This window comes from Streptomyces sp. NPDC032091, from assembly GCF_055580265.1.
The window spans coordinates 184,769-211,582 of sequence record NZ_JBVILR010000013.1 but is presented as its reverse complement, the minus strand read 5'-3'; the positions used below and the strand labels follow the sequence as shown (position 1 = coordinate 211,582).

At 70.7% G+C, this 26,814-nt stretch carries 28 protein-coding genes and 2 pseudogenes; 16 read left to right on the top strand and 14 right to left on the bottom strand.

The window, feature by feature from the left end; translation table 11 throughout:
• Positions 1-100: 100 nt before the first annotated feature.
• Positions 101-793 carry a FadR/GntR family transcriptional regulator gene (locus ACZ5NJ_RS22090; RefSeq protein WP_468766797.1) on the bottom strand — a complete coding sequence of 231 codons (693 nt, stop codon included), beginning with the start codon at positions 791-793 and terminating at the stop codon, positions 101-103.
• A 151-nt stretch (positions 794-944) separates the two neighbouring features.
• On the opposite strand from ACZ5NJ_RS22090, the gene ACZ5NJ_RS22085 reads away from it, so the two are divergent.
• From ACZ5NJ_RS22085 to ACZ5NJ_RS22070, 4 genes are all read left to right on the top strand, one after another.
• Positions 945-2,732 (top strand): 2-isopropylmalate synthase, encoded by a 1,788-nt coding sequence (locus tag ACZ5NJ_RS22085; protein WP_468766796.1) that lies wholly within the window; start codon positions 945-947, stop codon positions 2,730-2,732.
• A 361-nt stretch (positions 2,733-3,093) separates the two neighbouring features.
• Positions 3,094-3,561 carry a hypothetical protein gene (locus ACZ5NJ_RS22080; protein ID WP_468766795.1) on the top strand — a complete coding sequence of 156 codons (468 nt, stop codon included), beginning with the start codon at positions 3,094-3,096 and terminating at the stop codon, positions 3,559-3,561.
• Positions 3,546-3,740, top strand: coding sequence for a DUF1918 domain-containing protein (locus ACZ5NJ_RS22075; RefSeq protein WP_468766794.1), 195 nt, complete (start codon positions 3,546-3,548; stop codon positions 3,738-3,740). Before ACZ5NJ_RS22080 ends, ACZ5NJ_RS22075 begins: the two co-directional genes overlap by 16 nt.
• 608 nt (positions 3,741-4,348) lie before the next feature.
• Positions 4,349-4,606 carry a WhiB family transcriptional regulator gene (locus ACZ5NJ_RS22070; protein WP_468766830.1) on the top strand — a complete coding sequence of 86 codons (258 nt, stop codon included), beginning with the start codon at positions 4,349-4,351 and terminating at the stop codon, positions 4,604-4,606.
• 623 nt (positions 4,607-5,229) lie between these two features.
• Here the strand turns inward: ACZ5NJ_RS22070 and ACZ5NJ_RS22065 are convergent.
• From ACZ5NJ_RS22065 to ACZ5NJ_RS22045, 5 genes are all read right to left on the bottom strand, one after another.
• Positions 5,230-6,219 (bottom strand): SDR family NAD(P)-dependent oxidoreductase, encoded by a 990-nt coding sequence (locus ACZ5NJ_RS22065; protein ID WP_468766793.1) that lies wholly within the window; start codon positions 6,217-6,219, stop codon positions 5,230-5,232.
• A 26-nt stretch (positions 6,220-6,245) separates the two neighbouring features.
• Entirely contained in the window at positions 6,246-7,151 is a 906-nt protein-coding gene (locus tag ACZ5NJ_RS22060; protein WP_468766792.1) for a hypothetical protein, read from the bottom strand.
• On the bottom strand, positions 7,148-7,975 hold the full coding sequence (locus tag ACZ5NJ_RS22055) for an ATP-binding cassette domain-containing protein (RefSeq protein WP_468766791.1): 828 nt from the start codon (positions 7,973-7,975) through the stop codon (positions 7,148-7,150). Before ACZ5NJ_RS22055 ends, ACZ5NJ_RS22060 begins: the two co-directional genes overlap by 4 nt.
• A complete protein-coding gene (locus tag ACZ5NJ_RS22050) occupies positions 7,972-9,210 on the bottom strand; it encodes a flavin-containing monooxygenase (protein WP_468766790.1) in 1,239 nt (412 codons plus the stop codon). The genes ACZ5NJ_RS22055 and ACZ5NJ_RS22050 overlap by 4 nt, the downstream gene beginning before the upstream one ends.
• Before the next feature lie 448 nt (positions 9,211-9,658).
• Positions 9,659-9,787 (bottom strand): hypothetical protein, encoded by a 129-nt coding sequence (locus ACZ5NJ_RS22045; protein WP_468766789.1) that lies wholly within the window; start codon positions 9,785-9,787, stop codon positions 9,659-9,661.
• Positions 9,788-10,307: 520 nt separating this feature from the next.
• On the opposite strand from ACZ5NJ_RS22045, the gene ACZ5NJ_RS22040 reads away from it, so the two are divergent.
• Complete coding sequence (locus ACZ5NJ_RS22040) at positions 10,308-10,982, top strand: hypothetical protein (RefSeq protein WP_468766788.1); 675 nt, start codon at positions 10,308-10,310, stop codon at positions 10,980-10,982.
• A gap of 585 nt (positions 10,983-11,567) precedes the next feature.
• Positions 11,568-11,843, top strand: a complete 276-nt coding sequence (locus tag ACZ5NJ_RS22035; RefSeq protein WP_468766787.1) for an isoamylase early set domain-containing protein — start codon at positions 11,568-11,570, stop codon at positions 11,841-11,843.
• A gap of 421 nt (positions 11,844-12,264) precedes the next feature.
• Here ACZ5NJ_RS22035 and ACZ5NJ_RS22030 read toward each other — a convergent pair whose 3' ends face one another.
• The 4 genes from ACZ5NJ_RS22030 to ACZ5NJ_RS22015 form a co-directional block, all read right to left on the bottom strand.
• Entirely contained in the window at positions 12,265-13,182 is a 918-nt protein-coding gene (locus ACZ5NJ_RS22030) for a phenylalanine 4-monooxygenase (RefSeq protein WP_468766785.1), read from the bottom strand.
• Between the two features lie 580 nt (positions 13,183-13,762).
• Positions 13,763-14,497, bottom strand: a complete 735-nt coding sequence (locus ACZ5NJ_RS22025; protein WP_468766784.1) for a YwqG family protein — start codon at positions 14,495-14,497, stop codon at positions 13,763-13,765.
• Between the two features lie 198 nt (positions 14,498-14,695).
• Entirely contained in the window at positions 14,696-15,184 is a 489-nt protein-coding gene (locus tag ACZ5NJ_RS22020; protein WP_468766783.1) for a DUF4265 domain-containing protein, read from the bottom strand.
• 396 nt (positions 15,185-15,580) lie between these two features.
• The gene (locus ACZ5NJ_RS22015) at positions 15,581-15,754 is read right to left on the bottom strand and encodes a hypothetical protein (protein ID WP_468766782.1); all 174 of its coding nucleotides are present in this window, start codon (positions 15,752-15,754) and stop codon (positions 15,581-15,583) included.
• Positions 15,755-16,404: 650 nt separating this feature from the next.
• On the opposite strand from ACZ5NJ_RS22015, the gene ACZ5NJ_RS22010 reads away from it, so the two are divergent.
• The gene (locus tag ACZ5NJ_RS22010; protein WP_468766829.1) at positions 16,405-17,685 is read left to right on the top strand and encodes a molybdopterin-dependent oxidoreductase; all 1,281 of its coding nucleotides are present in this window, start codon (positions 16,405-16,407) and stop codon (positions 17,683-17,685) included.
• Positions 17,682-18,218 (top strand): hypothetical protein, encoded by a 537-nt coding sequence (locus tag ACZ5NJ_RS22005; protein ID WP_468766781.1) that lies wholly within the window; start codon positions 17,682-17,684, stop codon positions 18,216-18,218. Before ACZ5NJ_RS22010 ends, ACZ5NJ_RS22005 begins: the two co-directional genes overlap by 4 nt.
• On the opposite strand, the gene ACZ5NJ_RS22000 is transcribed toward ACZ5NJ_RS22005, so the two are convergent.
• Positions 18,188-18,760, bottom strand: a complete 573-nt coding sequence (locus ACZ5NJ_RS22000; protein ID WP_468766780.1) for a class I SAM-dependent methyltransferase — start codon at positions 18,758-18,760, stop codon at positions 18,188-18,190. The genes ACZ5NJ_RS22005 and ACZ5NJ_RS22000 overlap by 31 nt on opposite strands.
• Before the next feature lie 371 nt (positions 18,761-19,131).
• Here ACZ5NJ_RS22000 and ACZ5NJ_RS21995 point away from each other — a divergent pair.
• Positions 19,132-19,215, top strand: a pseudogene (locus ACZ5NJ_RS21995) (GNAT family N-acetyltransferase); the annotation flags it as partial.
• Between the two features lie 174 nt (positions 19,216-19,389).
• Here ACZ5NJ_RS21995 and ACZ5NJ_RS21990 read toward each other — a convergent pair.
• From ACZ5NJ_RS21990 to ACZ5NJ_RS21980, 3 genes are all read right to left on the bottom strand, one after another.
• Positions 19,390-19,818, bottom strand: coding sequence for a DUF4267 domain-containing protein (locus ACZ5NJ_RS21990; RefSeq protein ID WP_468766779.1), 429 nt, complete (start codon positions 19,816-19,818; stop codon positions 19,390-19,392).
• Positions 19,819-19,994: 176 nt separating this feature from the next.
• A complete protein-coding gene (locus tag ACZ5NJ_RS21985; RefSeq protein WP_468766778.1) occupies positions 19,995-20,345 on the bottom strand; it encodes an antibiotic biosynthesis monooxygenase family protein in 351 nt (116 codons plus the stop codon).
• Between the two features lie 203 nt (positions 20,346-20,548).
• Complete coding sequence (locus ACZ5NJ_RS21980) at positions 20,549-20,995, bottom strand: anthrone oxygenase family protein (RefSeq protein WP_468766777.1); 447 nt, start codon at positions 20,993-20,995, stop codon at positions 20,549-20,551.
• Positions 20,996-21,086: 91 nt separating this feature from the next.
• Between ACZ5NJ_RS21980 and ACZ5NJ_RS21975 the strand changes: the two genes are divergently transcribed.
• The 7 genes and pseudogenes from ACZ5NJ_RS21975 (at position 21,087) to ACZ5NJ_RS21945 (ending at position 26,116) form a co-directional block, all read left to right on the top strand.
• Entirely contained in the window at positions 21,087-21,665 is a 579-nt protein-coding gene (locus ACZ5NJ_RS21975; protein WP_468766776.1) for a TetR/AcrR family transcriptional regulator, read from the top strand.
• A 340-nt stretch (positions 21,666-22,005) separates the two neighbouring features.
• Positions 22,006-22,226: pseudogene (locus tag ACZ5NJ_RS21970) on the top strand (ATP-binding protein); the annotation flags it as partial.
• A 15-nt stretch (positions 22,227-22,241) separates the two neighbouring features.
• Entirely contained in the window at positions 22,242-22,820 is a 579-nt protein-coding gene (locus ACZ5NJ_RS21965) for a Rossmann-fold NAD(P)-binding domain-containing protein (RefSeq protein WP_468766832.1), read from the top strand.
• Positions 22,821-23,199: 379 nt separating this feature from the next.
• Positions 23,200-23,490, top strand: coding sequence for a hypothetical protein (locus ACZ5NJ_RS21960; RefSeq protein WP_468766775.1), 291 nt, complete (start codon positions 23,200-23,202; stop codon positions 23,488-23,490).
• A gap of 330 nt (positions 23,491-23,820) precedes the next feature.
• Positions 23,821-24,210 (top strand): hypothetical protein, encoded by a 390-nt coding sequence (locus ACZ5NJ_RS21955; protein WP_468766774.1) that lies wholly within the window; start codon positions 23,821-23,823, stop codon positions 24,208-24,210.
• A gap of 450 nt (positions 24,211-24,660) precedes the next feature.
• Entirely contained in the window at positions 24,661-25,224 is a 564-nt protein-coding gene (locus tag ACZ5NJ_RS21950) for a papain-like cysteine protease family protein (RefSeq protein WP_468766773.1), read from the top strand.
• A 10-nt stretch (positions 25,225-25,234) separates the two neighbouring features.
• The gene (locus ACZ5NJ_RS21945) at positions 25,235-26,116 is read left to right on the top strand and encodes a hypothetical protein (protein WP_468766772.1); all 882 of its coding nucleotides are present in this window, start codon (positions 25,235-25,237) and stop codon (positions 26,114-26,116) included.
• The last annotated feature ends 698 nt before the right edge of the window (positions 26,117-26,814 follow it).

Genomic DNA, 26,814 nt, shown 5'->3' with positions numbered 1-26,814 from the left:
GCTGTCCTGCGTGCGAACAGGACGGCCGGTGCAGCCCACCCGTTGGCCCTCTACGCCATGGCGTGAGCCGCCTGCCCGCTGATGAGGCCCGGGCCGGGGCTCAGGGGGTCGACTGGAGAAGTGCCAGCGTCGACTCCAGTTCCTGGCGGGTCAGCCGTGCGGCCTCTTCCGCCTCGCCGGCCTCCACCGCCCGCACCACGTCGGCGTGGGCGTCCTCGCCGTGCCGGAGGTCGGTGGCGCGCAGCCCGAGCAGGTCCAGGAGTTCGATCAGGCCCTCGCGGAGCACCGGCGCGAACTCCGCGAACAGGTCGGTCAGGACGGGGTTGCGCGCCGCGGCCACGACCGCCGCGTGCAGGGCGATGTCGGCGTCGACGAAACCCGCGTCGTCGCCCTCGGCGGCCTTGCGCCGGCCGTCCAGCGCCTTCCGCATCGCCGTCACGTCCCCCTCGGTCCGGCGCTGCGCCGCGAGGCGGGCCGCCTCGACCTCCACCAGCATCCGCACCTCGTACACATCCGTCACCGCCGCCCTGCGCAGCCGGGCCGGCCAGTCCTCCGTCGGCCGGGTCGCGATGACGAAGACGCCCGCTCCCTGCCGGGGCTGGACGAGCCCGGCGCCCGCCAGGGCACGCAGCGCCTCGCGGACCGTGGAACGTCCCACACCCAGTTCCTTGGCGAGGGTCGTCTCGCCGGGGAGTTTCGTGCCGACCGGCCAGTGGCCCCCGACGATCTGCTCGCGCAGCCGCTCGGCGGCCTGTTCGACCAGAGGGCTGGGGCGGAGGGCACCGAGCGGCACGGGATCACCTGGTTCTCTGATGTCCGGAGTCTTCGAGGCTGCGGATCACGGGCGCGTCCGCCGGTTGTCGGCGGCGCTCGCCGTGAAATCTACCGCAACTTGTCTGAGGAGTACTTGTCTGAGGAGCTGAGGAGTGGTTACGGTACCCGTCATGATCCGCAACCCCCAGCGCCCCGGCCCCATGCCGTACCACCGCTACCGCCCCTTCCAGGACCGCGTCCACGTCCCCGAGTTCGACCGCCTCTGGCCCTCCGCCCGGCTGGAGCGCCCCCCGCTCTGGGTGCCCGTCGACCTCCGCGACGGCAACCAGGCCCTCGCCGAGCCCATGGACACCGACCGCAAGCACCGCTTCTTCGAACTGCTCGTCCGCACGGGCTTCAAGGAGATCGAGGTCGGCTACCCCTCCGCCAGCCGCGCCGACTTCGACTTCGTCCGCCACCTCGCCGGACTCGTCGGATCCGGGAGCTTCCCCGAGGACGTCACCCCGGTCGTCTTCACGCCGGCCCGCCCCGAACTCATCGAGCGCACCTTCGCCGCCCTCGACGGCCTGCCCCGCGCAGTCGTCCACCTCTACATCGCGACCTCGCCGGTCTGGCGCGACACCGTCCTCGGCCGCGACCGCGCCGAGGTCCGGCGCACCGTCCACGAGGCCGCCACTCTCATGGCGCGGCTCGCCGAGGCCCGCCCCGACACCGACATCCGCTTCCAGTTCTCCCCGGAGACCTTCAACCTCACCGAACCCGACTACGTCCTGGAGCTCTGCGACGGCCTCACCACGCTCTGGGACGCCAGCCCCGACCGGCCGGTCACCCACAACCTGCCCGCCACCGTCGAGATCTCCACCCCCAACGTGTACGCCGACCAGATCGAGTACATGCACCGCCACCTCGGCCGCCGCGACGCGGTGATCCTCTCCGTGCACCCCCACAACGACCGCGGCACCGGCGTGGCCTGCGCCGAGCTCGCCGTCCTCGCCGGGGCGCAGCGCGTCGAGGGCTGCCTCTTCGGCAATGGCGAACGCACCGGCAACGTCGATCTGGTGACCCTCGCCCTCAACCTCTACGCCCAGGGCGTCGATCCCATGCTCGACCTCTCCGACATCGACGCCGTCCGCGACATCGTCGAGTACTGCAACCGGCTCCCCGTCCACCCCCGCCACCCCTACGCGGGCGACCTCGTGCACACGGCCTTCTCCGGCACCCACCAGGACGCCATCAGCAAGGGGCTCGCCCGGCACGCGAAGGACGCCGCCGAGGCCGGGATCCCGCCGGAGCTCGCCCCCTGGAACGTGCCCTACCTGCCCCTGGACCCCGCCGACCTCGGCCGGGGCTACGAAGCCGTCATCCGCGTCAATTCCCAGTCGGGGAAGGGCGGAGTCGCCCATCTGCTCCGCACCCACCACGGCCTCGACCTGCCGGAGCGGATGCGCCCTGACGTCTCCCGGGTCGTCCAGGCGGTGACCGACGAAAGCGGACGCGAGGCATCCCCCGGCGACCTCCACGCGCTTTTCCGCACGGCCTACCTGGAGCCCGGCCGGGGCGCGGGCCCCGTGGCCCTGGAATCCTGGAGCACCGCCCACGACGCCGGCCACAGCACCGCAACCGACACCGACACCGAGACGGCGAGCGCCGACTTCAGCGGCTGCGGCCACCGCTTCGCCTGCGTCCTGCGCGTCGGCGACCGCACCGTACCGGCCGACGGCAAGGGCAACGGGCCGCTCTCCGCCCTGGCCGACGCCTTCACGCGCGCCGGAATCCCCATCGACGTCCTCGACTTCGCCGAGCACGCGGTCACCACCGGCAGCACGGCAGAGGCCGCGGCCTACGTCGAGTGCAGAGTGGGGGGCCGCACCGTCTGGGGAGCGGGCCTGGACACCTCCGTCCTCACGGCCTCCGTACAGGCCGTCCTCTCCGCAGTGAACCGGGCATACGAAGCATGAGGCGGCGCCCCGGCCCGGCCACGCCGCCACCCGTGCTCGCAGGCGCGACACCGGAACTGGCCATTCCGCCCGACCAGGCCCTGCGCCTGCTCGACCTCACCGGCACCCGCCTCCTGGTAGAGGCTCACAGCCCGCTCGCTCACCCCGGCGGTCAGCGGATGTGGGGGGGCGGTCGAGGAGGGCGGGCAGGTCCCGGCGGCGGGCGAGTACGGCGACCTTGTATGGGTGGACTCTCGGGCCACCCGGTAGATCGTTTGCCGACTCCGGGCGTCGGGTAGGACGGCGTGGCCCCGTGTCTGCCAGGAGCGGCGAAGGCCACACACACAGTCCACCGAGGGTTTGCCTGATGGGTGCACGGACCATGGCCTCGCACGAGCAGATCGCCGAGATCGGCGACGTCCACACGAACGCGGTCGCCACGAAGTCGGATGCCGGTGTGCTGCCGCAGGCGGTGACCTCGATGCCGCTGGAGGCGGCATACACCTTCGAGGACCTGGCTCGGGACCTGCCGGGTATGGCCGAGGATCTGACGGCGCTGCCGACGTTCCGCGTGGTCGACGTTGCGGAGGTCGGCGAGGGCGGGGACGTGGACTCCGAGGAGGCCGCGGCGGCACGGATTGAGTGCGGCGGCGGCGCGATCGCGGTCGTGTCCGCGCCGCGGCAGCGGCCCCCGGCCACGGTGATCCGGCCGGCATCGGTGCGGTTTCACCGTCGCGGGTTCACCAGTCGGCAGGAACATCTCGGTGTTTTCGCCGGCGAGGACTGTCTGCTGGGTATGAGTCCAGGTCACGACGTCTGGAAAGAGGTGACCGGATGCGGGCCAGCGTAGGCGACAGGCTCCTTGTCCACGGCAGGGTTGCAGGCGGCCACGATCGGTGGGCCGAGGTCATCGAGGTGCAGGGGCCCGAGGGTGCGCCGCCCTACCGGGTGCGACTCGAAGACGGGCACGAAACCCTGATGTCTCCGGGGCCGGACACCGTCGTCCGGCATTTCACCGACGACGAGTAGGTAGCTGACTGCCTCAGCGTGCCGGCAGCCGTGCCGGCACGCCCGACAGGTCGCTCGGGGAACCGCTGGAGGCGATGCGCAGCCCTCCGCCCGGCGGCCGCGCGCCAATGCCGCTCGCCCGGACCGCAATTCCATGAGTGTCTGAGCGAAGACGTACGCCGGGCCGCAGGCGACATGCGCTTGCGCCTCGCATGGCCGGGTGCGTGCATCTCCGCGTCGGGCCTCACTGTTCCCCGCGACTTCTAGCAAGGCCTCGCGGCCGGCCGCTGCCCGCACCGGTCCAGTCGGCGAACCACCAGGCCGCGGTCACAACGGCAGCCCAGAGCAGCGCTTGCAGCACGGCCTGCGGCCACGCCGCCGACTCACCCCACCGCTCGACTCCCGTCAACACCGCCCAGGCCACCACGAGAACCACGGCCGTACGTACACGTCGATGCTTGAACATGCGCACAACCTGCCCCGGAAGCCGACGGCCAACAGAGCCCAGTAGGGGATTTTCATGTCACGCCGTGGTGAAAATTCGCTGGACCCCGCACTGGCCGCATAGGGCAGCGGATCCCGGTCAGATGCGCGGGTGAGCGACCGACTACGTGAACGGAGGCATGACGATGGACTGGCGTCACCGAGCGGCTTGCCGCGAGGAAGACCCGGACCTGTTCTTCCCCATCGGGACCAGTGGCCCAGCCCTGCTCCAAGTCGAGGAAGCCAAGGCGGTGTGCCGCCGATGCCCGGTCTTGGAACGCTGCTTGGAGTGGGCCCTGGAAGGGGGCATGGACTGGGGGGTGTGTGGAGGCCTCACCGAGGAGGAACGGCGCGCCGTCAAGCGGCGCAGGGCCCGGGAGGCACGGGCTCGCCTCCACCCCTGACCTCGCCCGCCCTCGGTGCCCCTTTCCGGCGGGTTCGCTTCACGCTGAGACAGCGGCGGCTCCTACGATCGGCCATCACTCGTCGTCGCCCTTCTGGCGGCACTCGCGGCTGGAACGGCGCGAATCTGGGGTGGCACCGCCCACCGGGGCGGTCCTCCTAGCCGCAGTGCTGCGGGAAGAGGTGGAGTACCCGCGGGTTGCTGCGGGAGTGGGATCCCCGTCCCCACCGACGCTCCCAAGGCCGGGCAGACCCTCAGCGGGAGGGGCCCACGTGTCGGGACCGGGCTCATCGGCCGGCGAGGACGGCCGCGTTGCCCAAGGCGCTCGTCCGCTGCGTGAACTCATGGCTGAGAACGATTCCATTCTTCGCCCCGCATAGGAGACAGGTCTCCGAACGGCGCTCCGTGCATCGGTTCACGGAGGTCCACGCTGATAGCGGGCCAGGCCCTTCCGGCGATCAGCCGTCGAAGTGGCGCCCACGGCCTTCACCCAGTCAGAGGCAAGTGGATCGATTCTTCTTCAGAGAGCGATCCGGTCGGCGCTCAGCTGGAGCAGGAGGCAGTAGGCCGTGCAGGTCTCGGCATCGCAGTGGACGAGGCCTGGCCGGTTGCCGGGGAGGGAGTTCAGGGGACGGGAATACCGGTGAGGGATTCGGAGAGGGTCCACAGGCGTGCGGCGGCGTGGGGGTCGGTGGCAGCTGGTGCCCTGCGGGCGCGGGTGGGGCGGCCGCGGCATCCAAGGAATCCTGCGGGGCCGATGTACTGTCCGCTCTCCAGCCGGGGGTCGGTAGCGGCTCGAATGAGGGGCAGGGCGCCGGTGTCGGGGTGCTGGCCGAGGGTGTTGACGCGGTCCAGGATGCGGGCTGTCAGGGGGTGTCCGGTGTGGCGCAGGTCGTCTGCCCAGATGCCGCTGCGGGTGAAGCCGGGATGGGCGGCGAGCGCTTGGACGGGGATGTGGCGTGTGCGCAGGTGCCGGTCGAGTGCGGCGGTGAAGTGGAGGTTGGCCAGTTTGGAGCGGGCGTAGGCCTGCCAGCGGTTGTAGCGGGGTGGGTGGTGGGGGGTGGGGTGGGGGCGGGCGAGCCAGTGGGTGAGGGAGGAGACGGTGATGACGCGGCCGCTTCCGGAGGCGGCCAGGCTCGGCAGGAGCAGGCCGGTCAGGGCGAAGTGGCCGAGGTGGTTGACGGCGAAGTGTGTCTCAAACCCGTTTTTGGACCAGGTCAGGGGTAGGGCGCCGGCGGCGGCGTAGTTGATGAGGATGTCGAGTCGCTGTCCGGTCAGGGCGGTGATCCGGGCGGCGGTCTGGCGGACGTGGGTGAGGTCGGCCAGGTCCAGGGGGATGGGGTGGAGGCGTGCGCCGGGGTGGTGCTGGTGGATGGTGGTGAGTGCGGTCGCGGCGCGGTTGCTGTCGCGGCAGGCCAGCAGTACGCGGGCGCCGGCGCCGGCGAGGTAGCGGCAGACGGCCAGGCCGAGGGCGCCGTTGGCGCCGGTGACGACGGCGGTTCGTCCGGTCAGCTCGGGCAGGTCCGCGATGGTCCACCGCTCGTCTTGGGCTGGTTGCCGCGCGTGCGGGAAGGGGAAGCGCAGGCTGCGGGCGTTGTGGCCTGCCGTCGGCATCAGGCGGGGGTCAGGCGGATGTGTCATCAGGGGGCGCCGGAATGTCGGCCGGGGGCGGTGCTGCGGACTACGGGGTGCGGCTCACCCGGCGCGGTGGCGGTGTGGTCGTCTGGGGCGGGGCGGGGTGGGGACACTCGACTGGCTGTGAGGGTGCGGGCTGCCGAGGCGGTTCGGGTGCGGGTGCGGGTGCGGGTATAGAGGGCCGTGCAGGCCGTGCCGGTCGTGGCCGCGCACCACACCAGGCCCAGGAGCGCGTGGGCCGCGCCCGGACTGGTGTGGGTCAGAGCGGCTGCGGTGACGGTCTGGCTGGGGCCGAACAGCGGCAGGAGGAACAGCCAGGGCTGGTCCGCGCGCGGGTTGGTCAGCGGGTTCTGCAAGGTGAGTTCGAGGAAGATGCAGGCGATGACGGAGAACAGGCCGCTGAGTTCGCTGGTGAGCAGGGCGCCGAGCATGCTGCCGATGCCGCCGTAGGCGAGGGCGGCGGTGAACGCGGCGCACCACAAGATGGCGGGCTGCGGCGCCCCGACGCTCAGGCGCAGGAGCACGGTGGTCTGAGTCGCCAGGAGCGCGGCCACAGCGGTCATGGCGGTGAGTCTGGCCAGTGACAGGGCGGCCGGCGGATAGCCGGCGAGGATCAGGCGCTGGTCCATTGGACGGGACTTGAACGTGGTCATGAACATCATGAACCCGATCACGGTGGCGGCGCCGGGCAGAGCGCTGGTGATCTGGGTGGCGTGGCTGACGTCGGTGGTGACGGTGACGTTGACGACTTCGAGGCGGAAGGTCAGGGGCGTGGGGGGCAGGCATGCGCCGCCGATCAGGATCCAGCCGGGGTTGAACAGCCCGGCCATCAGCAGGGCCAGGCGGTTGTGGAGGTGGCCGAGCAGCGCGGTGCGCAGCGCGATCGTGTAGGCGGCTGTCCAGGTGCTCATGCGGTGGCCGGCTCGTTCGGGTCGCGGGTCAGGCGGCCCTGGCGCAGGTGGAGGACGGTGTCGAAGCGTGCCTGGTCGTGCAGGAGGTGGGAGACCACGACGATCGCACAGCCGTCGGCGTGCAGCTGCTCCGTCAAGGTCCAAAACCGGTCGTAGGTGGCGTGGTCGAAGCCTTGGTGGGGTTCGTCGAGGATGAGGAGGTCGGGGGTGTGCATGAGGGCGAGAACCAGGTTGAGTTTTTGTCTGGTGCCGCCGCTGAGGCGGCTTGGACGGCGGTTTCGGCTGTCGCTGAAGCGGAGGATGTCCAGCAGCTCTTCGGCCCGGGCGAGGTCGGGCAGCTGGTAGGCGGCCTTGAAGAGACGCAGGTGCTGATCGATGGTCAGCGCCTCGTCCAGGTACATCTGTTGGGGGCAGTACCCCAGCTTTCCCGTGCGGGTGACGTGCCCGCGGTCGGCGGCCAGCTGTCCCACCGCGATCTGCAGCAGCGTGCTTTTGCCCGCCCCGTTCTCTCCGGCCACTCCCACCAGGGCGCCGGCGCCTACGTGGAGGGTGACCTCGCGCAGGACGGGAAAGGGGCCGAACGCCTTGGAGACGCGGGTGAGGGTCAGCCGATCCGGCCGGGCCGTGGCCTGTCCGTCACCGCGCCGGGCGGCATCGGCTACGCCCGTTCTCGCAGGGTGCGGGCTGTCGCTGGCGGGGGTGGGTCCGCTGCGCGCGTCGGCCGGGCGCGGCGCGGCAAGCCCTGCCGCCTGGCCCGTGCTGGTGCTGCCCTCAGCAGGCCTGGGCGTCCCGGTCGCGGGAGCGGGGCGCGTGGGGTGTTTCATCGGACGCCGCCCCTGGGCGTGAGGGCGGAGGTGGTGCGGCGCTGCGGGGGCAGGGCGGGGCCTGGTGCTGCGACGGTCCGGGCGATCGCACGTGCCTCGACGCCCGCCTGATAGAGGGCGCCGCTGAGCGGGTTGGTGAACCCGGCGAAGTACAGGTGCGGCGCGTGGGGGCGGGTTTGTGCGCCGACTGTGACGGGCGCACCGTGGCGGTCGAGGACGTCCAGGCCGGTGAGCAGTTCTTCCAGGTGGGGGCGGTAGCCGGTTGCTGCGATGACGGTGTCGGGGGTGAGGAAGGAGCCGTCGGCCAGTTCCACTTGCGGGCCGTGGAAGGCGGTGACTGCGGCGACCGGCTGGACGCGGCCGGATGCCACCGCGGCAACGAAGCCGTGGTCCAGCACAGGGTTGTTGCCCTCCCGCGCATTGCGGGTGAAGGGCCCGGCGGTGGGTCGGGGGATGCCGAAGGAGGTGAGGTCGGTGACCGCGCAGCGCTGGGTCAGCAGGGCGGAGCGGTCGCGCCAGGCCAAGGGCAGAAACTGCGTCAGGCGCCCGAGGGCATGCCAGCGGCTGAAGTCGCGGGGCAGGATGTTCGGTGGTGTCCGCACCGCGATCCACACCCGTCGTGCACCCTGGCGGCCCAGGGTGGCGGCGATCTCCGTGCCGCTGTTGCCCGCGCCGATCACCAGCACCGACCGGCCCCGGTAGGCGGCCGGACCGCGGTAGTGGGCCGCGTGCAGGAACACGCCCGTGAACTCCCCACGGCCGGGCCAGTCGGGCACGAAGGCGGTGTTGCAGCGGCCGGTCGCCACCACCACCGCCCGCGCCAGCAGCGTGTCCTCGCCCGTATGCACACGCCACCGCGCTGCACCCGCCACCTCGGCGCCGTCGGTCACAGGGCCGGACGGGACGGCTTCGACGCCGCGCACCGCCGTCCCCAGCCGTACGTCCAGCCGGTGGTGGGCGCGGTAGCGCTCCAGGTAGTCGACGAAGTCGTCACGGGCCACCCACGGTCCGCCGGCACGGCCCATCGCCAGGCCGGGCAACTGTGATCCCCCGCGGGAGGTGTGCAGACGCAGATGGTCATAGCGGCGCGCCCAGCCGACTCCTACCCGCTCCCCCCGCTCCACCACCACGGTCGCCACCCCGACCGCGCGCAGCATCGCGGCCGCCGCCAGACCAGCGGGCCCGGCCCCGATCACCACCGCGGGCGCGGACTGGATACCAGCTCGATAGGGCATACGCGACGCCTTGCTCCTCCACCGTTACGGCCCCCGCCCGGCCGGGGGTGTACCGCCGTGACGGTAACGACCCGGCAGCCGGTCAAGCACGCAAGGCAGGGCCTGCGGAGTGCAGGAACGGTCCCCCCTCACCCACACAGCCGCAGACAGGCCCTACCCACGCGTCCACGGCAGCGCCGGCATCCGCAAACGCGGGCGGCAACCAGACACCTGCTCAAGCGGATCATCCCGGAAGCCCGCGATCAGCCATACCGTGCGCGTGCATCCCCTGCGACCCCGACGGGGTCCGGCGGCGGGACGCTGTATCTGAGCGCCTATCGACTCGCAGGCCACGGGTGAGCACCCCGAACGCAACGCTGGACTTCAGGTGCCATCGCTGATCCGGCCGGCCGCCGGAGGGCGCCTGAGCCGCCGTCGCGCGCCGAGGCCGCCGACCGTCGGCGGTGGTTCAGGCGCGCTGCTGTGGCCGGGGGTCGGCCGGGCAGGCATCCGGAGGGGCGGCCGGGCTGAGCTCGATCTGCTGCAGTCGTTCGGCGTCGGACTCGATGTTCCTGCGTCGGCCGGCCCGCTTCGTCATGGCCGTCAGGCGCGAGAGAGGCAGCTTGGCGGCCAGCGGGGCGTCGGCGCCACCGCCAGGATCCTGGTCACCCGGGTCGGGATGTCCAGGCCGGGTTCCGCGCAGGGCGTCCATGCTCGGTCAGGCGATCGAGGACTGACCCGCCCACGTGGTCGAGGACGGCCCGGCGCAGGCCGGTGACGATGGATCATGCTGGCCGAAATGAATGCAGCCCTGGAGGGGAACGGCCGGGAGCCTCTCCCCAATGTGGCCCGCGCATGGTCCACTTGATGGTCGGCCGTGCAATGAGGGGGATGCGCGCATGTCGGAAGTCCCGCTGCCCACATCGGTTTCCACTGGGAGCAGGGGCCGTCAGCGGCACCGTTGGCCCGTGTGGGCCGTTCCCGTTGTCGCCGTCCTCCTCGCGGGTACGGTGTCGTGCGGCGGGGGCGGTGGAGGCGGGCAGGCGCCAGCTCACGCGGGAGGGCCGACGGCATCCGGTCAGGCTCCGCCGGCGAAGACTGAGCAGAAAAGTCTGGAGATGCAGGGCCTGGTCGCGTTGGTGTCCGGCAACCTCACCGAGCTCGTGGTCTTTGACGAGACGACCGGCAGGACCAAGGCGGGAGCCTTCCTGCCCCAGTACGCGGTACCGAGCATGTGGAGGCGGCAGGCCTTCTCGCCGGACTGGCACTCCGTCGTGTGGACGACGAAGGGCGGCGACCTGTTCTTCGGGGAGTACACGAGCGGCGCGGGCCCGAACGGAAACTACGGGGACACGCCAGTGAGCATCGGCGGCAAGCCGACCTACTCGGGCGGCAAGCTCGGCTACACGCAACCCCGCTTCGGCCCGGACGGGAAGCGGGTGTACTTCCTGGCCAACAATGACAAGGTGTACTCCGCCGACCCGAAGAGCCCGGATGACCTGAAGGAAGAGGCGACCCTAGAGACGGGCACGTTCTCCCAGGGCAACGGGTTGGCCTGGGACGTCGCCGCGTCCGGCCAGGTCGAGAAGCGACAGGCCGCATCCCCCGGGCCCAAGAGCGAGGCGACCGCCCCGGACGGCAAGAGGACCGTCATCAAGAGCGGGTCGGGCTGGTTCCTCAAGGAAGCGGGCAGCACCGCCGAGCCGAAGTTCCTCTTCGAACGGCTCCTCGACCACGATGAGAAGCCGTTGGCGAACAAGAGCATGACCGTTGACGTCCTGGGCTGGTACTGACCTGTCGGCGCCCCCTGGGTACCTGCCGCAGCGCACGCGTCACAAGCAGCACAGGCCGCGTCATTCGCGCGGTGGGAGCGAGCGGGCCGCCATGGAGTGGCTCGGCACCGCGTTCCACTCCACCACCGGCATGCAGCACCTGGACGTGAGGCCACCCGGCACCGGCATGCAGATCACCAGCGCCCCGGCCGAGGTCGACGGGTGACGAGGGGAACGAGCCTCCCGCGCGGGGGCGCCGACCCCCATAGCGCGGCCGCCTGCGGCACACCTGGTCGGGCTCGGAGCGGACGAAGTGCGGTGTACCTGCCCCGGCTGGCCCACGCCCCCGGGCAGAGCCGGCGGGCCCGTGTCAGGGTGGCAGGGCGACGAGAGGTCCACACAGGGCGGGCCCGGCCGGTCGACAGCCACCCCGGCCGGGCCCTGCCACGGGCCTCCCCGGCCCCGGGCCGCCCGTAGACGGACGTACTTCGACCGGAGCCTGGGCGGGTGACCTGGATACCCGTGCGCGGCACTTCCCGCCGGGGCCGGCCGCCGCGCGGGGCGAGGATTCCCGAGCCCCTCACCACCTTCCTTGATGGAGACTCCGTGCTGGAACGCAAGCAGTTCAAGGGCCGCACCCAGGTCACCTTCCGCCTGCCCGAGGACACCCCCGAGGGGCCGGTGAGCGTCGTGGGGGACTTCAACCACTGGAACCCCGCTGCCCACCTACTTCAAAACCAGGGAGACGGCACCCGTGCCGCCACCGTCGCCCTCCCCGCCCACAGCGCCCACTCTTTCCGCTACCTCGCCGCCGGCGACTACTGGTTCAACGACCCCGCCGCCGACGGCCACGACGGCCCCAACAGCCGCATCCACACCTGACCCGCAGCCACCCCTGCCTGCTCGGCTCGGCCCTGCGCTCCTCGCCCCGGGTCGCGGCGCTCTAGGTGTGTGGTCCGGACAGGTTGGCGAGGTCCTTGAGGGAGCGGCCGTGGCGGTCGAGCTCGGGGACGACCAGGGTGTCGCCAGGGGCGAGGGGAGTCGATCGCCCGGTGGCCAGCCGACTGCCTGCGCTGCGGCGGGAGCTGGAGGGGCTGGTGTTCTTCGCCGCGACGGAGCGGGAGGCGGCCCGTATCTCGGGGCAGGCCGCGCCGGGGCAACAGGTCGTTGTGCTGGAGGCCGAGGCGTCCGACGTCCCCGAGCAGCGTGTCCCGCCCCGCTGTCGGCTCCGGCCGGGGAGCGGGATCCGCGTCGGCTGCGGCATGCATTCGGGCCGGCCGGTGCCGCCGCGGGCAGCAGTCCTTCAGGCAGCCGAGGTGCGACTGAAGCGTGGCGCGCTGTCGTCGTCGAGCTTCTCCAGGAAGCGGGCGAGCGTGTCGGTGACCTCGGTCAGGCAGCGGGCGCTGAAGAGGACCGGCTGGTAGCCGGAGATGTCGTAGGGGGTGGCGAGCATCGCGTCGATGTCGAGGGGGCGGATGCGGGGGACCGTCAGGCGCCGGATCTCTCCGTAGGACGACAGCAGGGCCGCGCCGTAGGCCTTGGGTGTGCCGTCCTCGTGGAGAAGGCCGTATTCGAGGGTGAACCAGTAGACGTCGCTGATCATCTGCAGGACGTCCGGGTGGTCGATCCGCTGGGCGGCCTGACCGATCAGCCGGTAGAGGTCGGCGAAGGCCGGGCAGGACAGGTGGATTCCGTGGCCGAGGACGTCATGGATGACGTCGGGTTCCGGCGTGTACAGGGGTAAGGCGGGGTGGCGGACGAACTGCACGGCGTGAAAGTACCCCTCCGCCATGGAACCGAGGAATCTCTTGTTGGCGACCACTCCGCCGGCGAGGGTGAACTCGAACCCCGTCATGCTCCGCAACCGCCGGCTGACCTCGCCATGCTGGGGAATGTGGTCGGAGGGGATCGGCGCCTGTGCTCTGGCGTCCAGGACCAGACGGCAGGCGTGCTCGTCCTGGGCCGCCCACAGCGCCTGGTGGACGGTTCCCCAGGTCCGTTCCTCGTCCGCGGTGTACGCGACCACCGGGGCCGGATCACCCACGCGGTGCCCGCGGGCAAGAGCGGCGACAGACCGGCGTCGGCGCAGGTAGACCGGATCCCTGAGGCCGGGGTGCTCCCCAGGCGGACCCAGCCGGCCATCCGACGCCACCGGCGTGGCTCGACGTGCTCTTTCCACGAGCAGCCGTATTCCCACCGAGACGCCAGCCCATACCCGCATAGTGCAGGGTACGCCCTGACCACGGAGCGTCACGTAGCTCGTACGGCACCCCTGACGTCGAAGAAGGTGTCCAGGGCCGACGAGCACCGATTGGCGTAGGGCCCGGCCGGGGCTCCGGGCTCCGGCCGGGCCCTGCTTGCGTGGGGCAACCCGTCGCCCGGTCTTCCCACCTGGACTGTCACACGCGGGGGGCCTCAGGGGTGCCGGGTGTGGCGGGTGTGGCGGGTGTGGCGGGCGAGTGACCCTCAGACCGGGACGGCGGCGTCCGCGGTCCCTTCGTGTTCCCGGCGTCGAGCATGGGCCCGTATCCCCGCGCCCCAGCCCCCGCCCCTTCACCTGTCAGGAGCCCTGTCGTCTGGAACGCGCCCTGCGCAAGAACTCCGCCAAGGTCACCTTCGTCCTGCCAGCCGACACCCCCGCGGCCGAGGTGAGCGTGGTCGGCGACTTCAACGACTGGCAGCCTGGCGTACGCGCTCTGACCCCACGCAAGGACGGCAACAGGCAGCAGCCACTCCTTCCGCTACCTCGCCACCGGCGGCTGCTGGTTCAACGACTCCCCAGGCGGGAGGCATCGCGGCCGTCAGCCGCACTGCCAGGTGAACATCGCCCGCTCGAAGCGCCGCTCGGCCAGGTCCTCCGGGCGGATCAGCCAGTACAGGGCTCCGGCATCGCCCCACATCATGTCCTCGGCATCCTCGCTGTCGAACTGGGCCAGCAGCACCCAGTTGCCCGCCTCCTCGGACAGCCGAGGGTCGGCCCAGGACACCTCGCCGTCCAGGACCGCCTCCGCGATCTCGATCTCCACCGGGTTCTGCACCGAGTAGGCATGGCCCCCGATCTGGTGACCTACCTCGTCCTCAAGCTCCCACAGCGCGTCCAGGAACTCCTGCGAGCAGACGGAATGGCCGTACCGGTTCCCAAGAGGGGCGCCCGGAGCGAAGGCGGCCCGGACGGACGGATGCCAGGGCTCGGCCGCTGTCATCTCCACCCGCGCGGCCAGCGGCACCATCGGATACGGCTTAAGACCTGTGGGCGTCCCACGCTCCGCCACCTCCTCGCCGGCCGCCACGTAGAGCACACGGTCACCTGCCCAGCTCTCCCGGTCCTCGGCGAGAACGAGGGCCTCGCCGTCGTCCAGCTGACCATCGAAGTAGAAGAACAGCAGCGTTCCCGCCTCAGGCAGATCGATGTCCAACGCGGCCGCCGCCAGACGCGCGCAGTCGATCGAGGCGACGAAGGAGAGCGGACCATGTCCCTCCCACACCGGCCACTCCGCGATGGCCGGCAGGGCGGGGAGGCCTCCGAGCCGACCCACAGCGTCATCAGTGCCAGTTGCTACCTCAAGACGCATGCCGGGGCGAAGCAGACCCAGCCACTTCTCGGCGTCCTCGGGCGACAGGTGCTGCAAGGCGAGGGATCGAAGGGCTTCTCGGGAACCATGTGTCATGCGCCCGATCATCCACGGCTCCACTGACAGGGACCTCGGCGGCCCTCCCGCACCACGCGCAGCCGTTCAGTCCGTGGCCGTGGAGCTCCAAGCAGCGGTAACGCACCCTTCCTCCCAGTGCCACCATCCCTGGCCTTCGCCGTGCTCCAGAAGCTTCCGAATCTGCGACAAATCCGCATCCGGTGGGACATCCAGCGCGACCATCCGGTACCGCTCGATCCCCTCGCCGGTCGTACCGAGACGGTGGAAGACCTCCAGCACGCTCTGCCGTGCAGCAGCTGAGCCTTCGTCCTTGAGCACGATCAGCCGGATGGTGCAGTTCTGAGACGGCTGCACCGTCTCTCCGGCCCAGAGAACACCGTCGTCATCAAGATCCGCCTTGATGACGTCCCCGCTCGCGACCCCACGGACGAACCACGGGGTGTTGTCCAGCCGCACGGTGCCGTCGCCGAGGTCCACCGCCCACAGGCTTTCAACGCTCGCCGGCGGCCAGCCGTCCTCGTCTACGTCCATCCGGAAGTGGACCTTCACATGGTCGTCACTGATGCTCGTCACCGCACCATTTTCCTTGCTGCACCGCAGGTGCCCCCTCCTGCTCCCGAGGGTGGGAAGAGGACAGCACCCGCCGCCGCTCCTGCCACGGAGACCGGGGTGACGTCACGGAGGATGCGGGCGTCCTCGGCGTAGGCGGCGGCCGTCCAGCGGGGATCGGAAGGCGGTGGCGGCGAGCGGTGGGGCGTCCGGGGTCGTGGAGAGGATCGTATGGCCGCCCTTGACGTTCGTACGGCCGATGTGGTGACGCTGATCAGATGGGCGGATACCTCCGCCGTCGCCGCCGGCAGGGCGCCGGTTCCGGCACGGCTGATACGCAGCCGTGCCGCCGGGGCGGTCGCGCGGTCCTTCCTGATGCCGTGGGCGAGCCGCGCAGGGTGCTGACGCGCGGCAGCCCGTTCAGATCTCGGCGTCGCTCATTCGCTCAAGGTTCCAGCGGGCCATGATCTCGGCGACGGCGGGGTACCGTTCGAGAAGCTCCTCGTTGCTCAGCTCTGCCTCAGGTCGCGTCGGCGCCGTGCGGACGGCGGTGCGTTTCGGCAGGACCATCGCTGTCGTGCGGAGCTTGCTCACGGTACCTCCAGCGCTTGCTCGCGTAGCTGAGGCGATCACGATCCGTCCGACCCATGGCCTACGTCAAGCCTTGCGGAGGAATTCATTCCGGAGAGCTCATAACGGTGCCCGGGTGCCGGGCACGACGCGGTGCCCGAAGGCCGCGCAGCATCTGGTCGTGGAGGTGGAGTGCCCGGCCCGTGAGCGGTGCCGGCCGGTGTATCGGGCTCCATCCAGTCCTGGCTGGTGGGGGCTTCCACCGCGATGAGGTCGCTCCTCCGGTTGCCGACCGTGATCGTTCCCGCCAGGCGTACGTAGGCCCCGGGCGGGGTCCATCCCGGGTACCTCCGACAAGTACCCGCAGTCCCGGCAGAAGGCGGGTGACCGCTGCGTGAGGTGCCGGGGGCGGACCACGTCCCGGCGTGCGCTCGCCGGTGGGGCAGCCCCTCGGTGGGCGCCGGGCGCAGCAGAGCCGTAAGGGTGGTGCTGCGTGTCGTCGGCTGCTTGCGGACGCGTTTGCGGGATGTTCTCCCGGACGCTCATGCCCGATGGGCCGGACACGTGTGGAGAAGTTCCAGGTGGCTGCAAGTGGCGGAAATGACCGGTCGGATGGCGCGCCGGGGCGGCCGGCTGCCTCGGCGCGGCCCCTGCGGGGGTTGGTCACCAAGCGGTTGCGGTCAGCGGTGAACCAGGTACGGGCGGCGGGCCCGCCGCCGGGACCGGCGCGCCCGTCGTTTTGGCGCAGTCCGTTGCGGGGACCCTGGCTGACGAGCGTGTTCGGGCTCATCCTGCTCGTCGGGGTCGCGGTCCTGTTCGTGACGGGGCTGCTGTCGTACGCGGCCTACAACCCGAACCTCGCCCCGCGCAACGACCAGACTCCGGACAAGGGCTGGCTCGGGTTCTACCTGTTCACGTGGCCCACCTCGCCGTACTGGTTGTACCGGCTGACGCAAGGGGTGCACACCGTCCTCGGTGTGGCCCTGGTGCCCGTGATCCTGGCCAAGCTGTGGTCGGTGATCCCGAGGCTGTTCGAATGGCCACCGGTCCGCTCCGCCGCCCACGCCCTCGAACGGCTCTCGCTCCTGCTGCTGGTGGGCGGGGCCGGGTTCACGTTCGCCACGGGGATCCTCAACATCCAGCTCGACTATGTCTTCCCGGGCTCCTTCTACACCCTGCACTTCTACGGTGCCTGGGTGTTCGTGGCCGCCTTCGTCGTCCACGTCGCCTTTCGGCTGAGGCGGGCCGTGCGCGCGGTCCGCGGCGGCCCGGGGATGCAGCGCGCGCCGGGCTCGGACGAAGCTGCCGGGCTGGTCACTCCCCGTCCGGCGGATGCGACGATCTCCCGGCGGGGAGCGGTCGCCATGGTGGGCGCCGGCTCCCTGGCCCTGCTGGCGGTGACCGCCGGGCAGAGCATCGGCGGCTGGTGGCGCAAGACCGCCTTCCTGGCGCCCCACGGCCGTGATCCGGGCACGGGCCCGAACGGCTTCCAGATCAACAAGACGGCGGCCTCCAGCGGGATCCGGCCCAGCGACATCGGTCCCGCCTGGCGGCTGACGGTGCGGGGTCCAGGTCGTCAGGAGGTGATGACCCGCCAGATGCTTCTGGCTATGCCGCAGCACGAGGCGGCCCTGCCGATCGCGTGCGTTGAGGGCTGGTCGACCACGGACCAGCGGTGGTCCGGGGTACGCCTGACCGACCTCGCCGCCCTTGTGGGACTCGGCACGCGGACTCCGCACGTCCTGGTGGAGTCGGTGCAGCGCGGCGGTTCGTTCGGCTCGGTCGTGCTGGCCGCCAATCAAGCGCGCGACGACCGTTCGCTCCTGGCCATACGGGTCAACGGGGCCGATCTGTCGCCGGATCACGGCTACCCGGCACGCGTGATCATCCCGGGGGCGCCGGGCGTCCACAACACCAAATGGGTCACCCGCCTCACCTTCGGAGAACCCACATGAGACACGCCGCACAGAGCATGGCCGCGGCCATCCGCCGGCGCTACGGCGCCTCCCCGCTCCACCTCCTGCTCACACTCGCCTGCTTCGCCCTTGCCCTCTACGCCGGAATCCGCCTCCTCAACGGCAATACGGCGGGTGTCGTGGTCTGGTTCGTCGGCGCCGCCCTCCTCCACGACCTGGTCTTGCTCCCCGCCTACTCGTTCACCGACCGGGCGGCGCAGCTCCTCTTCCGGCGCCGGACCAGCCCGGGCGATGCTGCCCGGCGACCGAGCGTGAACCACATCCGTGTCCCGGCCTTCGTCTCGGGTGTCCTCTTCCTCGTCTGGTGGCCACTGATCCTTCAGCATGGCGGCCACTACAGGGCCTACACCGCCCTGTCCCCGGACGGCTTCCTCGCCCGCTGGCTCCTCGTCACCGCCGGCCTGTTCTTCGCCTCCGCGGTGATCCTGCTCGTCCGGTCGGGGCTGCACCGACGACCGCTGGAGGGTTGGAGGATCCGGGCTCAAGGACGGGCCCGCAAGGCCGCGAAGTGACGCTCCCCCGAGGGACCGAGCCACCGTTCGGCGGGCATCCAGCCCGACACCAGGCCGTACCGTTCCAGCGCCCGGGCGCCGACGGACGCCCAGGCGAACAGGGGGCTCGCCGCCGTCTGACCCACGTGCATCCGAACCCGGCGCCGCTCGTCCACGTCCGTAGGTTCCGTCTCCACCATCAGGAGCCCCCGAGCACGAACCACATCGCGGACGCGCTCCAGCAGGCGCTGCGGATCCCCTCCGATGCCGATGTTCCCATCGACGAGGAGCGCCGTGTCCAACAGGCCTTCTTCGGGAAGCGGATCGAACACCGACCGGCTCGCTGCCGTACCACCTCGGCACACCGTGGAAATGACAGCGGTGGGGCACACATCGATCCCCAGGACACGGTGCCCGCGCCCGGTGGCTTCCTCGACGAGCCTCCCGGCCCCGCACCCGATGTCCAGGACACGCCCGACGCAGCGGTCCACCACGCCGCGGTCCGCGGCGTCCGCCTTCGAGGACCAGCGCCCGATGTCCAGGCATGCACCAGCCCTCGACATCCCGCAACGTGATGTCGCCGGCCGACGCACGGATCGCCGCGGCGTACGGAGCCCGCTGCCACGGCTCAGGGATGCTCCTCCGCATCGAAGCGGCACTGCTCACACACACTCCTGCCAGCCGGACTGCCCGCCGACGGGTAACAGGGCAGGGGACGATGTCGTGCCTACGGAGTAAGACAGCGGGCGCGCCGCGCCGCAGTCAGTGCTGTCACCCTTTCGGTTCGGGCCCCGAGCGTTTTTGTCGACGTTAAGACTGCAGGTGCAAGGCCGCCTCACGGGAGGAACAGACGGGCGACCGAGCACTGAGTGAGCCAGGAACCCGCAGCCCCAAGCAGCGCCAGGGAGAGATCGCGTACGTCGTGCATCCCGGGATGTGGGGCCAGGGCATCGGCACTGAAATCGGTCGGCACCTGCTACAGCAAGGGTTCGAGGAACTGGGGCTTCATCGGATCCATGCCACGTGTGACCCCAGGAACCTCGGCTCCTCCCGAGTACTGTCCAAGATCGGCATGAGGCATGAAGGCCACCTGCGCCACACGGCGCTGCTCCACGACGGCTGGCGAGACGCCATGATCTTCAGCAGCCTGGAGGGGAATGGCGCGCCCCTGGGTGACACGGGCTCGCAGCCGTCAGGCGGGCTGCGCGTCGGGTGTGGGGGCGGAGGCCTTGGAGGCCGGGCCCGTCTCACGGAGGAACAGCAGGCCGCAGATCGCGATCACCGCCGCGGTCAGGCCGTGAATTCCGAACGCGGCGGCGACGGACCCGTGGTGGGCCAAAACGTTGATCATGTCGCCGAACGGGGCGACGGCCTCCATCAGCAGGACCAGGCCCAGGGCGCGGCGGTGGCCCGTCAGCAGCAGGATTGCGATGACCAGACCCATCGAGAACTCGCGGATGCCCTTCATGACGAGGAAGCCACCACCGTCTCCGTCGGGCCAGGTCGGCAGGCCGACGCCAGGAGTGGATGCCGCCGGGGCCAGGATGAAGGACAGGCCGAGGTAGAAGACGAACAGGGTGACGACGGCGGCCAGGACGGTATTGATCTTCTTCAGTGACATGGCGGTTCTCCTTCGAGGTTGGGGCCGGAGGGACGGAGGGGATCGCTTCACGGCCGGGCGTGGCTCGGCGTGAGGATTCGGCCCGGGGCTTGGCGCCCCGGCATGGTGCGGATGCGTGACCGTCCGGGGAAGGGCAGGGCTTCCCCTGCTGCCCTCCCCCGGCGACAGCTGCCGTGTCAGGCGTCGATCTGCTCGAAGATGTGCGGGTACGACACGATGTCGTCGGGGAACTCGGCCGCGATGCGCTGGAACTCCGGGCTGCCGAGCGCCGTGGCGAGCGCCTCGGTCGAATCCCAGACCGCGATGTTCATGAGGAGTCGGCTGGCCGCCGTCCCCTTGTGCATCTGTAGGGAGACGAATCCGGGCTGGGCCTCCATGAACTCGGCCTGCCGCCGGAACAGGACCAGGAACGCTTCCGTCCTCTCCTTCGGGACGAAGAAGGTGTTGGCCAGGACGATGGGACCGGTCTTCGCCTCGAACTGCGCGAACATCGGCGTGTTCGGGTCGAGACTCTGCAGCTTGGCCATGGTCGGGACTTCCTCTCGCTGTCGGTGAATGGATGTCGCGTCCCCGGGTCCCGCGTCCTGCGGATACCGGCGGAGTTCGTGGGTGTTGTTCGATGTCCGGCTCCCGGATGGATACGCGGGCGGCGGTGGCGCATTTCGTACGCACGGCCGAGCAGTTGCGGCTGGCGGCGGGTGGGTGGGTGGGTGGGTGGGTGCGCCTGCGGTCAGGTGAGGGCGGCGGCCAGGAGGGTGAAGGCGGCGATGATGACGGCGACGCGGACGTAGTGGTAGCGGTCCCATCGGTTCATCTGCTCCTTCCAGTCGGCGGGCCGGTTGTCGGGGGTCCACGTCTTGCCCCGGTTGTTGATCGGGACGAGCAGCAGGACCGACATGATCACGCTGACGATCAGCAGCGCGGCGGCGGTGACGACGAGGCCGGTGCCGGGCTGGTGCCATCCGGCGACGGACCAGAGCGCGGCGAGGATGAGCGAGCCGACGTACCAGAACGGCATCACGGCGCCGAGCATGCGACCCCCGTGGGAGCGGGCCAGTTGGCCGGCGTCCTCCGGGAGGGCGTTGAAGATCCGGTTCATGACGAAGGCGACGGAGAACTCCACTCCCACCATCAGGCCGACGACCACGGTGGTGATGACCTCAAGTGCGCTGAGCATGGCGCCCCTCCTGGGATCTAGCGTTGCTAGCTGACGTTAGCAACGCTAGCGCTGCTGCCGCTGGATTGTCTAGCGGTGCTAGGATTCGGGCATGTCAGTACAGGAACGCAAGGCACGCGAACGGGCGCTCCGCGAGCGCCTCATCGTGGCGACGGCTCGCGAACTCGCCGAGCAGCAGGGCTGGGAGGCCGTCACCACGCGCCGGCTCGCCGAGCGCGTCGAGTACAGCCAGCCCGTCCTCTACAGCCACTTCCGGGGCAAGCGCGAGATCATCGGCGCCGTCGCCCTGGAGGGGGCCGCCGAGATGGCCGTGGCGGTGCGGTCCGCGGCGGCGTCCGCGGGCGGCCCGCGCGAGCGGGTCACCGCCCTCGCCCGCGCCTACCTCGACTTCGCCGAGCGCAACCCTGCCGTCTACGACGCCCTGTTCCAGCTCGACGGCGGCCTGGCGTACGCGCGGGAGGACACGCCGGAGCCGCTGAAAGACGCGTTCGCGGCGCTGATGGAGACCCTGGGCGAGGTCGCCGGGGACGGCGTCCCCGCAGGGCTGTTCACCGAGCTGTTCTGGGCGTCCCTGCACGGCCTGGCGACCCTGACCCGCGCGGGGCGGCTGCTGCCACAGGACGCCGAGCAGAGAGTGCAACTGCTGGTGGATCGGCTCGCCATGGCCTGACACACCGCCCCGGCGGACAGGCGGCCGGGGCGTGGCAGGCTCATTTCACTGCGGGCCCGTAGGTGAGCCGGCTGATGGCCGGCAGACCGGTTTCCGCTTCGAGGGTGACCGTGGCCGAGCCTTCGACGTCTCCCGGTGGCGGCTGTGGGGCGTCCCGGATCCTGATGTTGATCCGTATCGGGATGGCGGGCTGGAGGCTGTGCAGGTACAGGTGACGCTCGGCACACTCCCCGTCGCCTCACATCGCCGGAAGATGCTTCGACCAGAAGCCCGGGCGGGCCGGCAGTGACTCGCCCGCCACCAACGGGCCGACGTCGTTTCCCTTGATCAGCACCCCTCGATCCTGTCACCCGTCACCGACAGGGCCATCGACACCGCCTGCCGCCTGTTGCGGCTTCCGTCGATCAGGAATGAGCTCGCTGAGACCGCCGACCGGGCGATGAAGGACCAGATGACCTACCGCGGTTTCCTCGCCGAGCTGCTGATGGCCGAGTGTGGCGACCGGGCTCGGCGCCGGTCCGAGCGGCGGATCAAGTAGCCGGCTTCCCCCGGGACAAGACATGCGAGCATGCTCATATGAGTCTCGCCGAGTCGGCCGTGCAGGGTCCCGTGCTGGTGGTCGGTGGCACGGGGATGCTGGCCCCGGCCGTGGCCACGCTGGTGCGTGAGGGCCACACGACGGTCGTCGTGTCCCGAAGGCCCCCCGGGCCGGACTCCTTGGGAACCTGGGGCGTCAACGGCGGTCTGCTGGTATCGGTGACCGCGGACTACACCGAGCCCAATTCATTCGCGGAGGCGCTGCTCGGGGCGGCCGCGCGCACGGGACCGTTCCGGCTGGCCGTGCTGTGGGTGCATGCCGAAGAGCGGCCGCACGCATACTCTGCCGTCGCCGACACGCTCTCGGACGACGCGCTCGTAGTGGAGGTTCTCGGAAGCAGGGCCGCAGCACCCACCGCGCAACCGCTCCGAGCGCCCGAAGCCCTGAGCCATAAGCGCCACCGCAGCGTCATCCTTGGATTCACCGGCCAGGCGCCGGACACCCGGTGGCTCGACCACAAGGAGATCAGCGAGGGCGTCATGGCCGCGCTCCGTGCTCCGCTGGACCGCCGACTGCACGTGGTTGGGCGGGTCCGCCCCTGGGGGGACCGGCCGTAGCAATCGACATGTAACAGTCAGGACCTCTCGCACGACCTGGTGCTGGGAGAACCGCGGTGTGCGGGCGCCGGCGGTGGCAGGGCCCGGGGAGTTCGCTGGCTGGCTTGGGTAGCTGTGAGTTGGCATTGGTACTGGCTCCGGGGTGGCAGCTGCGCAGCGGGAGCAGCACTCCTCCACATGCCGCCACTGTCCTCCCGGTCGGTGGTCATGGCCAGGACGACCGGGCTGGCACACGGCCAAGGTCGTGGCCAACCCGCGCGCCTGGACGGACCGCCTGGGCCTGGCTCCGGACTACGTGCCGATCTACCTCACTTCGAAGGGGGCCCATGCCCAGTACGAGCTGGAGCACGGACCGAACCCGGCCAACCATTAGCCAGGCGTGGACATCGGCGGTGGCATCACTTCGAATGGAAAGTTCTACTTCGGCGAGGAGGCCCTGGCAGCCGAGTACGGCGGGCCAGCAGGGGCGAACTTCGCCAGGGGGGTGGTCAAGTACGAGATGCATCCGAAGTTCCTTGAGGAATTCGCCCACCACGTGAAGATCCACGACGGGAACGGCCCTGGCAGCGCCGTACGACTGGAGTTCGAGATATCCGTCGAAAAGCTCGACCGGTTCAACGAACTGACGCAGTGGCGCGGCTGGATCAACATCTTTGGAGGTCCGAATTGAGATTCCGTGGCCACCAGGATCTCGACGTGACCGTCGTCGGGGTCGCGCCCGTAGGCGTGAAGGTCGAAGTGGACGGGGCCAACGGCGTCTTTGGCTTCGTCCACCAGGTAAAACACCCCTCGTGGTGGGACGCGAGCGTGGCACCACCGCGCGTGGGCGACAAGCTCCACGTCCGTGTCCTGGGCGCCAGCCGCGAGCTATCCCCGCTTCAGCGCGCTGCGGGACGACGTCGACATCGCGCGAAGCCTGCCGGGGACACCTGACCCCAGGTAGCACGCCCCGTTGCCCTGGGGCAGTCCCGCGCGCTTGGCCGGGCGACGGCCACTGACGATGACCCGGCAGACCGTCGCCGAAGAGACCCCAAAGAGCGGGGCGAGCTGCCGCATCGTGGAGAGCCGCCGGGCCCCGGACGGCACGCGCGTGCTCAGCGAGGGCAGCGTCCGGGCGATGGCCGAGCCCCAGGTGGGGCTGCCCGACTTTGGGCTGCGGTGGGAGCTGTCCGACCGGGGCCGGAGCCGGGTGATCGGTTACGACGGCAGTACCAGCGGCCAGAGCGCGTTCCTGGGGATCGTCCCTGATGCGGGCGTCGCTGTCGCGCTGCTGGCCAATGGCGGCAACACCCTTCCGCTCTACCGGCAGATCCTCGGCGGCATCATGGAAGACCCCACCGGCATCCGCCTCCCCGAACCGCCTACGCCCCGGCCCGTTCCCGGCCGGTGAATCCCGTCCGCGCCCGGGGGCCGCTACCGTTCGGCGATGTTCGAGTACGTCATCGACGTCGATCACGCCGGCCGCGCCTGACTGGAAGTCACTCCTCGCACCGACGAGGCCCGCCTCGTGCTCGGGCCGGGGCGCCTGGAGCTGGTACGGCTGCGCGACGACGCCCTGATCACCACCGAGCTGTACCACGGCCATCACCCCGTCTTCGCCGCGGAGCGCCGGTGCGGGTCTGGGCGGAGTCGGGCCTGGCCGTCGGAGCGGCGGGTGGGACGGTGATCGCGGGAGGGGACGCTGCCGGTCGGAGTCCGAGCCGCGCGATTACATGACAAATCATCAGGTGGCATGAATTCCCCGCTGTCCTCCTTGCGTGACCGTGACATGGTGCACTGTCATATTCAGTGCTGGATCGCCCCGATCGTCTCGTCGCACCCATCAGGGGAAGGCAGAAGCATGGGCACACGCAGGTGCAAATCCGCGGCACTGGCCGTCGCACTGGCCGCCTCGGGCCTGTTCGCGGCCGCCGGAGGAACGGCTCACGCGGAAGCGGGCCAGGACACCATCACCATGTACAAGCAGGAGAAGACCCAGTGGTGCTGGGTCGCCTCCGGGCTGACCATCGCCAAGTTCCAGGGTTACGGCTCCACTCAGACGGACTTCTGCAACCGGGCCCAGCCCTACTACGGCTGCAACAACCAGCCCGCCACGCTCGACGACATGGCCAGGGCCTGGGGCAGCCTGGGCATGGCTCACACCGGGTCGGGTCTGAACAGCGCGGCCACGTTCAACCAGGTGTACACCGAGGTCAAGGCGGCCCGGCCGATCGGCGCTCGGATCGGGTGGACCTCCGGCGGCGGTCACATGAACGTGGTCTACGGCTTCGACACGGCGCAGAACACGATCGCCGTGGCCGACCCGTGGCCGGACACCGCCACGTACACGTGGTGGAACTACAACGACTACGTCAGCAACAGCTCGTCCAAGTGGACCCACTCCCGCATCGGCATCTCCCGCTAAGGCAGGCGACGTGCGCGACACCAGCACCACCGAAACGTCCAGCGGGCGGGCGAAGTTCCGCTCCTCCCGCCCGTCCCTCCTCCTCGCAGGCATCGCGGCCGCACTGCTGTCCCTCGCCGGCCCGGCTCACGCGGCCCCGGCCAAGGACCCGCTCCCGGCGGACATCCCGGACTACCAGGCCGCCCTCGACGCGGTGAAGTCGACGGACGTCCGCAACGCCGTCTGCCGCTTCCTGAGCACACCTCTGCCCGCAGGCGACAGCGGGCCGGTGCAGACGATCCCCGATTCGGCCGAGGCGTGCCAGGGGCTGCCGGCCTTCACGATCAAAGACCCGGTGGCGCTGAACGAGATCACCCCCGGCTTCGTGGCGGGCACGGCGAAGCCGCTGCCCACCGAGGCCGTCAAGCTGACGCAGCTGGTCTCCTCGCTGAGTGCCACCGTAAACGGCCGCAACGCCACCGTGATGCTGGCACCCACCCAAGGCGGCGGCTGGCACCTGGCAGCCATCCGCGACGGTGACGGCGACGCCACGTACGCCGGGAAGGCGACCCCCGGCACGCTGGTCTTCTCCGAGCCGCAGATCCGCGGCTGGTACCAGCTCAAGCTCACCACCGTCGCACCGCTCAACGACCAGGCCCGGGAGGGACTGGGCGGCCGGGCAGCGGTGTCGCTCAGCGACTACCAACGGCTGGTCAAAGCCCGGTACGCCGACAAGCTGCCCGGCTCCCCGTACGACGCCGGGGGCTACTCCAGCGGCTACGGCCCCCAGGAGAAGGCGAACGACACCTCGTCCCGCACCCCGCTGCTCGCGGGCGGCTCGGGTGCGGCACTCGTCCTCGCGGGCGGGACGGCGGTGATCATCCGGCGCCGCCGCCGGCCTTGCAGCGGCTGAGCGACAACCCCCTGCCCGCTGCTCCGCCCCGGCAGCCAGCCGGGGCGGAACGGCTTGCTCCGGGTCGTGACCGTTCACGTGCTCGCGATCACTGGGCCTGGACCCGCCGCAGCCGTCAGTTGTCGGCGGCCGGCGGGCCCGGCAGCCGGCGGCGGGCGTCGCGCAGGTGGTGGCGCAGTTCGTGCAGTCTGCACGGCGACCCAGCTCAGGACCGTTCGGCGGGTTCTGGGTAGCTGTACAGGAGGGTGCGCTCCCACTGCGCGGGCGGCGGGCGGTGCAGGACGTTGCCGAAGCGGGCAGCGGCGGCGGCGAGTTGCCGGGCATCGCGACATCGGCCGTTCCCTGGAGGGCCTACCCCTCGTGGTCGACCCGCTCGTCGGGTCCCGTGGGGGCGGCGAGGGGATTCTCCCGTGCGCCGGGCGGCGAGTACCTGTTCGTCCTGGACGAGCCGGACGTCCCTTGCGTGGCAGGCGCGTTGAGGACGCGCAACCCTTTGGGTGCCTGATCACCGGAGTACGCCAGGACTGCATGATGTGCACCCGGACCTTGGCCCCGTCGAAAATCGTCGCGCTGGTCGTGCCTCAGAACGCGGGGCCGTCCGCACGGACATCCGCATAGGCGTACGCGGTGGCCCCGGAACGCGCCGCGCGCATCTGGACCGTCACCTCCCAGTTGTCCGGCCACGGACCGCTGCACCC

Bases quoted from the DNA above. Each gene is read 5' to 3' on its own strand.
- ACZ5NJ_RS22085 (WP_468766796.1), top strand. From the start codon at position 945: ATGATCCGCAACCCCCAGCGCCCCGGCCCCATGCCGTACCACCGCTAC.
- ACZ5NJ_RS22080 (WP_468766795.1), top strand. From the start codon at position 3,094: ATGGCCTCGCACGAGCAGATCGCCGAGATCGGCGACGTCCACACGAAC.
- ACZ5NJ_RS22075 (WP_468766794.1), top strand. From the start codon at position 3,546: ATGCGGGCCAGCGTAGGCGACAGGCTCCTTGTCCACGGCAGGGTTGCA.
- ACZ5NJ_RS22070 (WP_468766830.1), top strand. From the start codon at position 4,349: ATGGACTGGCGTCACCGAGCGGCTTGCCGCGAGGAAGACCCGGACCTG.
- ACZ5NJ_RS22065 (WP_468766793.1), bottom strand. From the start codon at position 6,219: ATGCCGACGGCAGGCCACAACGCCCGCAGCCTGCGCTTCCCCTTCCCG.
- ACZ5NJ_RS22060 (WP_468766792.1), bottom strand. From the start codon at position 7,151: ATGAGCACCTGGACAGCCGCCTACACGATCGCGCTGCGCACCGCGCTG.
- ACZ5NJ_RS22055 (WP_468766791.1), bottom strand. From the start codon at position 7,975: ATGAAACACCCCACGCGCCCCGCTCCCGCGACCGGGACGCCCAGGCCT.
- ACZ5NJ_RS22050 (WP_468766790.1), bottom strand. From the start codon at position 9,210: ATGCCCTATCGAGCTGGTATCCAGTCCGCGCCCGCGGTGGTGATCGGG.
- ACZ5NJ_RS22045 (WP_468766789.1), bottom strand. From the start codon at position 9,787: ATGACGAAGCGGGCCGGCCGACGCAGGAACATCGAGTCCGACGCCGAA.
- ACZ5NJ_RS22040 (WP_468766788.1), top strand. From the start codon at position 10,308: ATGCAGGGCCTGGTCGCGTTGGTGTCCGGCAACCTCACCGAGCTCGTG.
- ACZ5NJ_RS22030 (WP_468766785.1), bottom strand. From the start codon at position 13,182: ATGCGGGTATGGGCTGGCGTCTCGGTGGGAATACGGCTGCTCGTGGAA.
- ACZ5NJ_RS22005 (WP_468766781.1), top strand. From the start codon at position 17,682: ATGAGACACGCCGCACAGAGCATGGCCGCGGCCATCCGCCGGCGCTAC.
- ACZ5NJ_RS22000 (WP_468766780.1), bottom strand. From the start codon at position 18,760: ATGTCGAGGGCTGGTGCATGCCTGGACATCGGGCGCTGGTCCTCGAAG.
- ACZ5NJ_RS21990 (WP_468766779.1), bottom strand. From the start codon at position 19,818: ATGTCACTGAAGAAGATCAATACCGTCCTGGCCGCCGTCGTCACCCTG.
- ACZ5NJ_RS21985 (WP_468766778.1), bottom strand. From the start codon at position 20,345: ATGGCCAAGCTGCAGAGTCTCGACCCGAACACGCCGATGTTCGCGCAG.
- ACZ5NJ_RS21980 (WP_468766777.1), bottom strand. From the start codon at position 20,995: ATGCTCAGCGCACTTGAGGTCATCACCACCGTGGTCGTCGGCCTGATG.
- ACZ5NJ_RS21975 (WP_468766776.1), top strand. From the start codon at position 21,087: ATGTCAGTACAGGAACGCAAGGCACGCGAACGGGCGCTCCGCGAGCGC.
- ACZ5NJ_RS21965 (WP_468766832.1), top strand. From the start codon at position 22,242: ATGAGTCTCGCCGAGTCGGCCGTGCAGGGTCCCGTGCTGGTGGTCGGT.
- ACZ5NJ_RS21955 (WP_468766774.1), top strand. From the start codon at position 23,821: ATGACCCGGCAGACCGTCGCCGAAGAGACCCCAAAGAGCGGGGCGAGC.
- ACZ5NJ_RS21950 (WP_468766773.1), top strand. From the start codon at position 24,661: ATGGGCACACGCAGGTGCAAATCCGCGGCACTGGCCGTCGCACTGGCC.